The sequence below is a fragment of the Actinomyces slackii genome (genome assembly GCF_900637295.1).
Taxonomy (GTDB): domain Bacteria; phylum Actinomycetota; class Actinomycetes; order Actinomycetales; family Actinomycetaceae; genus Actinomyces; species Actinomyces slackii.
Window position 1 is genome coordinate 107,880 of sequence record NZ_LR134363.1, and the last position, 11,817, is coordinate 119,696.

Below are 11,817 nucleotides of genomic sequence, written 5' to 3' on the forward strand. Positions count from 1 at the left end.
TCGTCCGCGACGCATCCTCTCGCGCTCGGCGCGAACCGGCGCGGGACAGCCTCCCGCCCTACTTGCCCAGGCGCCGCTCACGGCGGGCGTAGTCGCGCAGGGCCCGCAGGAAGTCCACGCGGCGGAAGGCCGGCCAGTTGACCTCGCAGAAGTAGAACTCGGAGTGGACCGACTGCCACAGCAGGAAGCCGGAGAGGCGCTGCTCGCCGGAGGTCCGGATGACCAGGTCGGGGTCGGGCTGGCCCTTGGTGTAGAGGTGGGCGGTGATGTCCTCCTCGCTCAGGGAGGCGGCCACCTCCTCCAGGCTGGCCCCGGCTGCGGCGCGCTCGCGCAGCAGGGCGCGCACGGCGTCAGCGATCTCCTGGCGCCCCCCGTAGCCCACGGCGATGTTGACCTGCATGCGCTCATCGGCCTCGTGGTCCGCCGAACCGGCATCGGCGGATGCGCCGTCGCCAGGGCCCGCGGGGGCGGTGGAGGACACGGAGGTCTGGAGGCGGCGGGCCACCGGCTCGGGCAGCAGCTCGACGGCGCCCACCAGGCGCAGCCGCCAGCGCTCAGCGGCCGCGAGCTCGTCGACAGCGGCGGCGATGATGTCCAGCAGTGGGGAGAGCTCCGCGGGATCGCGGGCCAGGTTGTCCGTGCTCAGCAGCCACAGGGTGACCACGCGAACCCCGGCCTGCTCGGCCCAGGTGAGGAACTCGGCGATCTTGTCCGCCCCGCGCTTGTGCCCCTGGGAGGGGCCGATCCCCATCGCCTTGGCCCAGCGGCGGTTGCCGTCCAGGATGACGCCGACATGCCGGGGAGCCTTGGCCGGGTCCATGCGCGCGGTCAGGCGGCGCACATAGAGGTCGTAGAGGAGGTTGTCGCCTGCCATGGATCTCCCCGGGGATCAGAGGTCGGGGCCCGACGACGCCGGGCTTGCCCAACGGTACCGCGCCGGGCACCGCGCCGCCCTGCGCTCAGGAGCCGATGGCAGGGCTGGAGGGGCGCGCAGCAGGACCCGGCGGGCAGGATGGGTCCTTGTCAGGGCGATCGGTCTCGGCCCTCAGCGCCTGCTCCGGGCCTCTGGCCCGGGCCTGCCGGGCAGAGTCAAGCGGAGTCGGGCAGAGTCGAGCAGAGTCGAGCAGAGTGAGCAGAGCCGGGCGGCCGCTGGGAGCTGTGCCCCGCGCCTGTCCCGACAGCGCGCGATGGCAGGGGCGCGGGGCGAGTCACCGGGCCGCTGCCGAATCACTGAGGCGGGCGCCACGCCGCCGGTGCGCCTGCCCAGGAGTAACCTACTCCTCCGTAACCTACGGAATCGTAACTTGCGGATTCGGCCCGCCCGAGCAGAAGGAGGACCATGAGCGCAGCCGCGACCAACAAGCACTCCCGCACCGCCCACGCGGGCGTCGTCGCCTCGATGAAGCCCCGCCTGCGCGGGTGGATCCACGCCGGAACCGCGCCCCTGGCCCTGGCCGCATGCATCGTGCTGACCGCCCTGGCCCCGGGGGCAGGCCTGACATGGGCCTGCGCCATCTACCTGGTCTGCTCCCTGCTGCTCTTCGCCAACTCCGGGGTCTACCACATCGGCTCAGGGCACTGGCCCGCCCGGGTCACCGCCGTCCTGAGGCGCATCGACCACGCCAATATCTACCTGCTCATCGCCGGCACCTACACCCCGCTGTCCGTGGCCCTCCTGCCTCCCAGCACGGCGGCGCTGGTGCTGGGCATCGTCTGGGCGGGCGCGGGCATCGGCACCGCCACCAACCTGCTGTGGATGAGCGCGCCGCGGTGGTTCACCGCCGGGCTCTACGTGATCCTGGGCTGGGTGGCGATCTGGTTCCTGCCGCAGTTCTGGACCAACGGCGGGCCCGCCATCGTCTGGCTGCTGGTGGCCGGCGGGGTGACCTACACGCTGGGCGCGGTCATCTACGCCCGCAAGCTGCCCAACCCCTCCCCGCGCTGGTTCGGCTTCCACGAGGTCTTCCACGTGTGCACCGTGGCGGCCTGGGCGTGCCAGTGCGTGGCCTGCTACCTGGCTGTGCTCTGAACCGCCCCCACGAGGTCCTCTCATCCGGGGATTGGGTACATTCTGCTCCACCGGCAGCGACGCCGCCCCATCCCGCCCGAACGGAGAATCGCGTGACCAAGAGCAAGAAGAGCGCCGCATCCACGCACTGGAGCGCCGACCCTCGCACGGCGCTGCGCGTGGGCCAGGGCATTGACCTATCCGCACTGGACCGGGCCTCCACCCCCGGCTGGCAGGGCGATGAGGACGCGGCCGTGGCCTGGACCCAGCAGATCACCCCCTTGCTCTCCGAGCTCCAGGAGCGCCTCTTCGCCGCCTCCCGGGCGGGCGGCTCCAGGCGCATCCTGCTCGTGGTCCAGGGCCTGGACACGGCCGGCAAGGGCGGGATCGCCCGGCATGTCATGGGACTGGTCGACCCCCAGGGCGTGCGCCTGACCGCCTTCAAGGCCCCCACCGCCGAGGAGCGCGCCCATGACTTCCTGTGGCGCATCCGCAAGGCCATCCCCGAGGCCGGGATGATCGGCATGTGGGACCGCTCCCACTACGAGGACCTATTGGTGCCCCTGGTATCCGGCGACCTGGACGAGCAGGCGATGGCCGATCGCATCGCGCAGATCCATGAGTTCGAGCGCGAGCTCATCGCCCAGGGCACCACGATCATCAAGGTCGCCCTGCTCATCTCCCACACCGAGCAGGGCCGGCGCCTCCTGGAGAGGGTGGACCGCCCGGACAAGCACTGGAAGTACTCCCCCGGGGACATGGATGTGCGCGACCAGTGGGAGGACTACCAGGCCGCCTACCAGCGGGTGCTGGAGGAGACCTCCTTCCCCGAGGCCCCCTGGCATGTCATCCCCGCCGATCACAAGTGGTACGCCCGCCTGTCGGTGACCTGCCTGCTCGCCCAGGCGCTGGCGGATCTGGACCTGTCATGGCCGCAGGCCCGCTTCGACGTCGAGGCCGAGCGCCAGCGGGTGCGCGCCAGCCTGGAGCAGGGCGCTCTGGCCGATTACGACCAGGCCCGCCGCGCCAAGCAGGGCAAGGCCACCAAGCGCGCGCGGGCCATGGAGGCCGCCATCGAGGCCCTGCCGGGACGCTGAGCCCCGGGCAGAACTACCCCCACCGATCACGTCGCCCCAGGTCACGGGCGATCCGACCACAGCACGGCCTCACGCTCCCCGGGAACTCCCAGGCAAAGCACAGACTGCGGCGTAGACTCGCCCATCAAAGCCGCTTGGGCCCGTGTTGGGGCGACCGAGCGCCGTCGTCGTCCCACCGGCCGGCGAGGGCACCACCGAGGACAACCCGAGGAGCAGATATGTCCGAGCAGACGCAGGGCACGTGGCTGACCCAGGAGGCCTACGACCGTCTGGCCGCCGAGCTGGAGCACCGCAAGACCGCCCAGCGCAAGGAGATCGCCCAGCGCGTGGAGGACGCGCGCCAGGAGGGCGACCTGCGCGAGAACGCCGGCTACCACGCCGCCCGCGAGGAGGCCGGGCTCAACGAGGCCCGCATCATCCAGCTCGAGGAGACACTGGACAACGCCCAGATCGGCGAGGCAGCCGCTGACGGCTCGGTATCAGCGGGCACCATCGTCACCGCGAAGGTCGCGGGCAAGGAGCAGGTCTTCGCCCTGGGCGGCCAGGAGATCACCGCCGACGTCCCCGAGGGTGTCAAGGTCTTCTCCCCCGACGCCCCGCTGGGCCAGGCCCTCATGGGCCACCGCGCCGGGGACACGGTCTCCTACGAGGCCCCCAACGGCCGCGAGATCACCGCCGAGATCGTCGAGGTCACGCGGGTGTGAGCCCCGGGCGCGCCAGCGCCCACCGACTGCCCCACGAGCGCCCTGGCGGATCCGCATCCGCCAGGGCGCTCACTGGTGCGGCGGGCCACGGAGCCGCACCATGCGCCGAGACCGGCATTCCGCCCGCCACCGCGCCGGGACCGACGCCATCACCGTCGGTCCCGGCGCAGCATGCCGGTTTCGACAAGAGGTTTCGACACGAAGTTTCGACAAGAACAGGCGGCGCAGTAGCGTGCCGTCATGACGATGACACCAACGCGCAACCCCGACCTGCCCGGCCGCGAGGACTCCATCCTTCCCGCGCCCGGCGACCACGTCGTCCTGGGCACCCCGCTGAACGGGCCCTGGCCCCAGGGCACCGAGGTCATCTACCTGGCGGGGGGCTGCTTCTGGGGCGTGGAGCGCTTCCTGTGGCGCCAGGACGGCGTGGTCTCCACCGCCGTCGGGTACATGGGGGGCACGACGCCCAACGCGACCTACCAGGAGATCTGCACCGGGGCCACCGGTCATGCCGAGACGGTGCGCGTGGCCTACGACCCGGCCGTCTGCGGGGCGGGCGGGGAGGCACTCCTGCGCGTCTTCTGGGAGAACCACGACTCCACCCGGCTCAACCGCCACGGCAATGACGTGGGCACCCAGTACCGCTCAGCGGTGTGGACGACCACGCCCGCCCAGCAGGCGGCGGCCCTGGCCATCCGCCAGGCCTTCGGCTCCGAGCTGGCCCGGCTGGGCCTGGGCAGCTGCGTGACCACGGTGGAGCCCGCCGAGCCCCTGTACGCGGACTTCGGCGGGCCCTTCTACCTGGCCGAGGACTACCACCAGGGCTACCTGCACAAGAACCCCAACGGCTACTGCAACCACGGCCCCAATGGGGTGACCTGCCCGGTGGGCGTGGCCGACCTGCCCGCCCAGGTCGACCTCCTGCCTCCCCAGGCCGCCCAGGAGTGAGCCGCCCCGGGGGCCGGCTCGGCCCCCGGCACCGGGGGACGCACGTCACCATAGATTTCACGGTTCCGCGATATCGGGTCGCCGTAGAGTCCGATTCATGGTTCCTTCCCGCGGAGGCGGGGGCAACCTGCCCCGCCTCACCTCTCTTCGCTTCTTCGCGGCCCTGCTCATCCTCATCTACCACGCCAGGCTCTCCGACCTGGTGCCCGGCGGCCGGGTCTTCGACGTCGCCCATATGGGCGTGGCGTTCTTCTTCGTCCTGTCCGGATTCGTCCTGACCTGGGCCAGCCCCGGGGAGAGGATCGAGCCGAGGCGCTTCTGGCTCAACCGCTTCGCGCGGATCTACCCCTCGCACCTGGTCACCATGCTCATCGCCGCGGTGATCTTCCTGCCCGTCAGGTGGACCGACGTGCTGCTCCACCTCTTCCTGCTGCAGGCCTGGGCACCGCATCAGTCCACGATCCTGTCCCTCAATGAGGTCTCCTGGTCGCTGTCGGCCGAGGCCTTCTTCTACCTGCTCGCCCCCTGGCTCATCACGGCGCTGCGGCGCCGCTCGGATCGCACCATGGTGATCCTGGCCCTGGGATGGTGGATCGTCACCATGGGCGCCGGCCGGGCTCTGATCCTCATGGGCTTCGAGGAGTGGCCCTACTACCTGCCCGCGATCCGCTCGGCGGAGTTCATCATCGGCATCGTGCTGGCCGAGCTCTTCCGCCGCGGCCGCCTGTCCCGGCGCATCCCGGTGTGGCCCTGCGTGGTGGCCTGCCTGGTCTCCTACGGGGCGGCCCTGGCGGTCTACCGCATGGGGGTGACCATGCAGATGATGCCGGCGATCATCACCGCCCCGGCGATCTGCCTGCTGGTCGTCGCCGCGGCGCAGGCCGATGCGCGCGGGCAGGGCGGCCTGCTGACCTCACCGCTGCTGGAGCATGCCGGCAAGGTGTCCTTCGCCGTCTACCTGGTCCATGCCCTGGTCCTGACGGTGGTGCCCCCGCTGCTGCCCGAGCCCGCCACCCTGGCCTGGCAACTGGCGGGGCTGGCCGTGGTGCTGGTGGTCACCTGGGCCTGCGCCGAGGCGCTCCACCGCGGGGTCGAGCTCCCCGCCCAGCGCGCGATCCGCTCCCGCTTCGCCCGCCGCATCGGGGCCGCGGCCCGGCACTAGGCCAGCTCCAGGCGCCGGTAGCGGCTGACGGCGGCGGCCACATCCACCATCCGGGGGCGCACCAGGAAGGCGGGACGGTCTCGGGGCCCGTCGGCCAGGGCGTCCAGGGACTCATCGTCGAGCAGCGCCTCGAGGTCCTCCAGGCACTCCCTGAGGTTGGACTCCCCGTCGAAGCGCTGCTCCAGCAGGGCCCGCAGCGCATGGGCCAGGGCCTCGGCCTGGCCGGGGTCGACGACGCCGGCCACGTCGGAGATATCGATCTCCTCGCGATCCAGGACCAGGGCGCGGGTGCCATGGGCGCGGGTGCGGATCGGCCCCCGGCGAGTGCGGGGCGGGGCGGGCAGGGGGCGGCGCGCCGTCGGGCGGGGGAAGTCCTCCAGGGCGGTCAGGTCGCGGGGCTGGTCGGCCGCAACCCGCCGGGCCGCCTGGGTGGCATCCCGCAGCTGGTAGGCGTCCATGAGCAGGACACGGTCGGCCACATCCAGGTAGTCCCCCGAGCCTCCCATGACCATGATGGTCGAGACCCCCTGAACGGCGGCCAGGGCGCCGATACGGTCCACCAGGGGCGTGATGGGCTCGCGCTCATCGGCCACGAGGCTGCGCATGCGCGCATCGCGGATGAGCAGGTTGGTGGCCGAGGTGTCCTCATCCAGCAGCAGGGCGGTGGCGCCGGCCTCGACGGCCTCGATGATGGAGGCGGCCTGGGAGGTCGATCCCGAGGCGTTACGGGTGGTGAAGGAGGCGGTGTCGCGCCCGGCGGGGAGGTGGGAGATGAAGGGCGTCAGGTCCACGCCGGTGACCGCGCGCCCGTCCGCGGCCCGGACCTTGACCGCCTCGGGGAGGGTGGCCACCAGCTCGCGGCCGTCTCCGGGCACATGCGGGTAGACGCCCCGCTCGATGGCGCCAAGGAGCGTGGACTTGCCGTGGTAGCCGCCCCCGACGATGAGGGTGACGCCGGTACCGATCGCAGTGCCGCGCACCTGCCCGGCATGGGGGAGCTCCACGGTGGCCGCCAGGGTGTCGGGGGCGGTCAGGGCGACGCCGTCTGCCAGCGGCTCATCACTGACCCCCGAGCGGCGCGGCAGCATCGAGCCGTCGGCCAGGAAGGCCACCCAGCCCCGCTGGCGCAGGATGGCGCTGAGCGCGCGGTGGTCCTCCAGGGCACGGGCGTGCTCCCCCAGGCGCTCGGCCCGCTCCCCGACCAGGTCCAGGGCGGTCTCCAGCTCGCGAACCAGGTCCCGGCCCACGATCCGCGAGGCGGCATGGCCCTGGATGGAGCGGCCCTGGGCGGGCAGGGCCAGGCGGGCGCGCACCTCGATGGTCCAGTGGGCCGGTGAGGAGTCGTCCTCGCCGTCGAGCCGCAGGACGACGCTGGAGCGCTCCAGGATCTCCTGACCGGGGCAGGCGATGGACAGGTCAGTCCCCTTGAAGCCCGCGTGGAGCTCCCGGGTCAGGAAGTCCCCCAGGGCCAGGCGCCCGTCCCGGGTGCCTAGCAGATCGGCCGCGGCCTCCAGTCCGGGGGAGTCGGCGGGCACATCGATGTGAATGCGCGTGGGCGGGGCGTAGGGGTCGGGCTGGACGCGGTCGATGTGCAGCACCCAGCCGCCCGGCGCCCGGTAGCGGCCCACGATCGCCCGGTAGGCGGCGTAGGAGCGCCCGTCCAGGGCGTGGAGATGGCCCACGAGGTCGGACAGGAGGCCGTCGCGGGGCTCGTCGTCGTAGACGCGACGGCTACGGCCCCCGCTCTCGCGGCCGCGGCCGCGGTGCTCATTGCGCTCGCTCATGGCCGCACCCTACCCAGTGGTGCGCGCCGGGCCCCGTCAGCCCCGGGCGGGAGCGCCGACAGCGCCGCGGGCGGTGTGCCCACGGCGCCGTCGGCGGATGCGAAGCACTCAGCGCAGGGAGGCCAGGCCCTGGGAGCGGGCGAGGACGGCCTGAACCATGGCCGGGACCTCGCCGTCGTGGTAGGCGGCCGGGGCGAAGGCGCCGTCGGCCACATCGGTGTTGAGCGAGAGGTAGACCTGCGGGCTGGCCACCGCGCCGCCGAATCCGGTGACGATCTGCTTGAGGTGCTCCACGGCGCGGATGCCGTTGGAGTAGGAGTAGCCGACCAGGCCCACGCCCTTGTTGGCCAGGGCCTTGGGCTCCAGGAAGTCGATGGCGTTCTTCAGGGAGCCGGGGATGGAGTAGTTGTACTCGGGAGCCACGAAGATCACGGCGTCGAAGGACTGGATCTTCTCGTTGAAGGCGGCGCCCGCGGGGTCTGCGGGGGCCGCCATCATCGGGGCCATCGGCTCGGCGAACAGGGGCAGCGAGAAAGCGTCGATGTCGACGATCTCAACCTCAACGCCCTCGAAGGCGGCGGCTTGATCGGCCACCCACTGGGCGATGGCGCCGCCCATGCGGTTGGGGCGGACGGAGCCGAGGACGACGGCAAGACGGGTCATGGTGATCTCCTTGTACTCATGATTGGAGGCGCCTGATCATGCTACTCGGTACATGGGCAGCAGACATGCTTTATCCATGAACTACCGTATGCTTAAATTCAGGGTCGCGCTAGCGCTTGGATCATGAGGCCGACCACAAGGCCCCGCCCCCGCCCTTGGGGACAACCACGGGCCGCGGCCGCATATGGGGCACATAGTGCACATGACGCATATGGCGTCATGCCGGGCCTCATCGTGCGCCGATCATGTGGATACCCCGTCGAGGAGCCCGAGTTATCCACAGGCTCTGCGTTCAGCCTTCCCGCCGCCCCGGCGCCCGCCTAACGTCGAGTCATGAGCAGCACACGAAAGTCGGCCAAGCGCCGCACCCGCACCGCATCGCCCCGTCGTCGTCAGCACCGCTCCCGGCGCCCTTCGCCGCTGGCCCCTCCGGCCCGCGGCCCGGCCGGCCCCTCGTGCCCGGACCCCTACCTCCCCAACCTGTCCGTGGCCGACGCCGACTGGCTGCGCGCCCACATGGTGCGCATCGTCGCCCGTCGCCTTCCCGGCGCGCGGCTGAACTCCCCCGCCTCCATTCACCTGCCCCATGGCGGGCAGATGAGCCTGCTGCGCGCCTCCCGCATGCTGGCCGCCACCGAGCGCGGCCTGTGGCCCGAGGCCCTGGAGCACCACGCCTCGGTGCTCATGACCTCGATGAATCCGGACGGCACGCCGCGAGCGCTGGAGGACTACGAGGATGAGGACCTGCTCTCGGCGGTGCACCTGCGCCTGGTGCCCAGCTCGCGCACCATGGTCGCCGAGGTCGATGAGCCCGAGATGGTCCCGGGGATCCGCCTGACCCACGTCCTGGACCTGGGCGGGCTGCTGATGACCGTGCCCTCGACCATGCTGCACGAGCGCCTGAGCCCCGAGGCCATCGAGCCGGCGGCGCTGTCCAACACCCGCCGGGTCATGGACCGGGTCCATCACAGTGAGCCGGGAGGCCGCGGGCTCCATGTCATCGAGTCCGAGACCATGCTCACCGCCGCCCTGTCCCTGCACCTGGGCGAGCTGTGCGAGCGCTTCCGCATCCCGCGACCGCGCCTGGGGCATGTGGTGGCCCTTCCCGAGCAGGAGCGCCTGGTGATCATGCCCATTGACGAATCCGACGATTCCGACGATTCGGCGGGCCCCTCGGCCTTCCACCGGATGGCCACCCGCGCGGTCGAGTGCTATGACGAGGCCGAGCACCCCCTGTCCCCCGTGTGCTATCACGTCTCCCATGAGGGCGTGTGGACGGCGCTGACCGAGGTGCACGGGTCCATGCTCGCCCTGGTCCCCGGCATGGATGAGGAGTTGGCGGCCGCGCTGGGCATTGAGGAGCTGTGGGGCGTATGCGCCGATGAGGCCGACGACGCCGGCAACGCCGACGATGCCGACGGTGCCCCGATGCCCGACCCGCCGCTCCGCCCATTCTCCGGCGTATCGGGCCCTGCCGCTGAGTACGGGGAGGCCGTGCACGACCTCTACTACGAGCGCCTGGCCGATTTCATCGCCGAGCAGGGGGAGGCGCTGACCGAGCAGACCCTCGATGAGTTCCTGGACACGCCCATGGATGTCATCGTCCCCGACCGCTCATCCATGCGGGCGCGCAGGACGGGCCCCGCGCCGGCACCCTGGGAGGAGACCATGGAGCGGATCGCGGCCATGGGGCCGGTGGGGCAGTGGGCGCTGCTCCACCTGGCCAGTCGGCAGTTCGCCGACGCCGGTATCGAGGGGGCCGGGTCCTTGGCCGAACTGAAGGAGGCCGCCCGCAGGGGCGAGCTGCCGGGGCTGTTCAACCGCTCGGGCAGGGGCCGGTCCTTCGGCCTGTGAGCCCGGGGTCCCGCGCCGTCACCGGGCCAGGAAGAAGCGGGCGGCCGGGTCCGAGGTCTCCTCGTGGTAGACGTAGCCCAGGCGGTCCATGTGCTCGGTCAGGTCGGTGTCCTGCTCGGTGGCGGCGAAGCCGCACAGGATCCGCCCGTAGTCCGTGCCATCGGTGCGGTAGTGGAACAGGGTGATGTTCCAGCGGCTGCCCAGGATGTCCAGGAAACGGGCCAGGGCCCCGGGGGACTCGGGGAAGAGGAAGGAGAAGAGCCTCTCGGCGACCCCCACCGAGGCCCTGCCCCCGATCATGGAGCGCACATGGACCTTGGCCAGCTCGTCCTCGGTCAGGTCGACGACGCCGTAGCCGGCCTGCTCCAGATCGGCCACGATCTCGGCGCGCTCCTGGCGGCCCCGCGCGATCCGCACGCCCACGAAGATACGGGCGGGGTCGCCGGGGGCGCGGCTGGCCGACAGGCGGTAGTTGAACTCGGTGACCGCCCGCTCCCCCAGCACCGAGGCGAAGCGCAGGAAGGCGCCCTGGGCCTCGGGGATGGTCACCCCGAAGATCGCCTCGCGCTGCTCGCCGATCTCGGAGCGCTCGGAGATGTAGCGCAGCTGGTGGAAGTTGAGGTTGGCGCCCGACAGCACGCAGCCCAGGCGCTCCCCGGCCAGTCCGTGCTCGGCGGCGTAGCGCTTGAGCCCCGCCAGGGCGATGGCGCCCGAGGGCTCGGAGATGGCGCGCAGGTCCTCGAAGAGGTCGCGCACGGCCGCGGAGGTCTCATCGGAGGAGACGGTGATGACGTCGTCGAGCATGGACTGGCACAGGCGGAAGGTCTCATCCCCGATGCGCCGCACCGCCACCCCCTCGGCGAAGAGCCCCACCTGGCGCAGGGTGATGGGCTCACCGGCCAGGAGGGCCGCCCCCAGGCAGGCCGACTCCTCGTGCTCGACCCCGATGACCTTGATCTCGGGCATGAGCTGCTTGATGAGCACGGCGATGCCCGAGGCCAGTCCCCCGCCGCCCACGGGCACGAAGACCCGGTCCAGGTCGGCGTCCTGCTGGATGAGCTCCAGGCCGATCGTGCCCTGGCCGGCGATGACCCGGGGATCGTCGAAGGGGGCGATGTAGGTCAGCCCCTCGGCCTGGGCCAGGCGCAGCGCCTCCGCCTTGGCGGCGTCGAAGTTCACCCCGTGCAGCGCCACCTCACCGCCCAGGGCCGCCACGGCCTGCACCTTGATCTGGGGGGTGACGGTGGGCATGACGATGAGGGCCCGCATGCCCAGCAGGCGGGCCGAGCGCGCCACTCCCTGGGCGTGGTTGCCGGCCGAGGCCGTCACCACGCCGCGAGCGCGCTCGGCCTCGCTCAGGGCGCGCATGGCCGTGTAGGCGCCGCGGATCTTGAAGGAGTGGACGGCCTGGAGATCCTCGCGCTTGACCTGGACGGTGCAGCCCAGGCGGGCCGAGAGCGCCTCCATGGTCTGCAGCGGGGTGTGCTCGGCGGCCTCGTAGACCGGGGCGCGCAGGATCTCGCGCAGGTAGCGGCCCGGATCCCAGGTCGCGCCGGGGGTGTCGGACTCATTCACGGCATCCACCCTAGATGATCGG

10 protein-coding genes are annotated in these 11,817 nt (G+C 71.7%); 6 read left to right on the forward strand and 4 right to left on the reverse strand.

Annotated elements, in window-relative coordinates; genetic code table 11:
* Positions 1-58: 58 nt before the first annotated feature.
* Positions 59-874 (reverse strand): isoprenyl transferase, encoded by an 816-nt coding sequence (locus tag EL266_RS00455; RefSeq protein WP_026427912.1) that lies wholly within the window; start codon positions 872-874, stop codon positions 59-61.
* Between the two features lie 465 nt (positions 875-1,339).
* Between EL266_RS00455 and trhA the strand changes: the two genes are divergently transcribed.
* The 5 genes from trhA (at position 1,340) to EL266_RS00480 (ending at position 5,919) form a co-directional block, all read left to right on the forward strand.
* Positions 1,340-2,029 carry a PAQR family membrane homeostasis protein TrhA gene (trhA, locus tag EL266_RS00460; protein ID WP_026427911.1) on the forward strand — a complete coding sequence of 230 codons (690 nt, stop codon included), beginning with the start codon at positions 1,340-1,342 and terminating at the stop codon, positions 2,027-2,029.
* A 92-nt stretch (positions 2,030-2,121) separates the two neighbouring features.
* Positions 2,122-3,105 (forward strand): PPK2 family polyphosphate kinase, encoded by a 984-nt coding sequence (locus tag EL266_RS00465; protein ID WP_197719255.1) that lies wholly within the window; start codon positions 2,122-2,124, stop codon positions 3,103-3,105.
* Positions 3,106-3,323: 218 nt separating this feature from the next.
* Complete coding sequence (locus EL266_RS00470; protein WP_026427910.1) at positions 3,324-3,809, forward strand: GreA/GreB family elongation factor; 486 nt, start codon at positions 3,324-3,326, stop codon at positions 3,807-3,809.
* A 240-nt stretch (positions 3,810-4,049) separates the two neighbouring features.
* Positions 4,050-4,757 (forward strand): peptide-methionine (S)-S-oxide reductase MsrA, encoded by a 708-nt coding sequence (gene msrA / locus EL266_RS00475; RefSeq protein WP_026427909.1) that lies wholly within the window; start codon positions 4,050-4,052, stop codon positions 4,755-4,757.
* A gap of 97 nt (positions 4,758-4,854) precedes the next feature.
* Positions 4,855-5,919: an acyltransferase family protein gene (locus EL266_RS00480; protein WP_026427908.1), complete on the forward strand. Its 1,065-nt coding sequence runs from the start codon at positions 4,855-4,857 to the stop codon at positions 5,917-5,919.
* Here the strand turns inward: EL266_RS00480 and EL266_RS00485 are convergent.
* Together EL266_RS00485 and EL266_RS00490 are read right to left on the reverse strand one after the other, a co-directional pair.
* A complete protein-coding gene (locus EL266_RS00485; RefSeq protein WP_026427907.1) occupies positions 5,916-7,703 on the reverse strand; it encodes an ABC-ATPase domain-containing protein in 1,788 nt (595 codons plus the stop codon). The two genes, EL266_RS00480 and EL266_RS00485, sit on opposite strands and share 4 nt — an antisense overlap.
* A gap of 108 nt (positions 7,704-7,811) precedes the next feature.
* On the reverse strand, positions 7,812-8,366 hold the full coding sequence (locus tag EL266_RS00490; protein WP_026427906.1) for an NADPH-dependent FMN reductase: 555 nt from the start codon (positions 8,364-8,366) through the stop codon (positions 7,812-7,814).
* A gap of 333 nt (positions 8,367-8,699) precedes the next feature.
* Here EL266_RS00490 and EL266_RS00495 point away from each other — a divergent pair, with 333 nt between their 5' ends.
* Positions 8,700-10,220, forward strand: a complete 1,521-nt coding sequence (locus EL266_RS00495; protein WP_126412026.1) for a hypothetical protein — start codon at positions 8,700-8,702, stop codon at positions 10,218-10,220.
* Positions 10,221-10,238: 18 nt separating this feature from the next.
* Here EL266_RS00495 and ilvA read toward each other — a convergent pair whose 3' ends face one another.
* Positions 10,239-11,795, reverse strand: a complete 1,557-nt coding sequence (gene ilvA, locus EL266_RS00500; RefSeq protein ID WP_026427904.1) for a threonine ammonia-lyase, biosynthetic — start codon at positions 11,793-11,795, stop codon at positions 10,239-10,241.
* Positions 11,796-11,817: the final 22 nt, after the last annotated feature.

Excerpts from the sequence above, each read along its gene's own strand:
- EL266_RS00455 (WP_026427912.1), bottom strand. The coding sequence starts at position 874 with ATGGCAGGCGACAACCTCCTCTACGACCTCTATGTGCGCCGCCTGACC.
- trhA (WP_026427911.1), top strand. The coding sequence starts at position 1,340 with ATGAGCGCAGCCGCGACCAACAAGCACTCCCGCACCGCCCACGCGGGC.
- EL266_RS00470 (WP_026427910.1), top strand. The coding sequence starts at position 3,324 with ATGTCCGAGCAGACGCAGGGCACGTGGCTGACCCAGGAGGCCTACGAC.
- msrA (WP_026427909.1), top strand. The coding sequence starts at position 4,050 with ATGACGATGACACCAACGCGCAACCCCGACCTGCCCGGCCGCGAGGAC.
- EL266_RS00480 (WP_026427908.1), top strand. The coding sequence starts at position 4,855 with ATGGTTCCTTCCCGCGGAGGCGGGGGCAACCTGCCCCGCCTCACCTCT.
- EL266_RS00485 (WP_026427907.1), bottom strand. The coding sequence starts at position 7,703 with ATGAGCGAGCGCAATGAGCACCGCGGCCGCGGCCGCGAGAGCGGGGGC.
- EL266_RS00490 (WP_026427906.1), bottom strand. The coding sequence starts at position 8,366 with ATGACCCGTCTTGCCGTCGTCCTCGGCTCCGTCCGCCCCAACCGCATG.
- EL266_RS00495 (WP_126412026.1), top strand. The coding sequence starts at position 8,700 with ATGAGCAGCACACGAAAGTCGGCCAAGCGCCGCACCCGCACCGCATCG.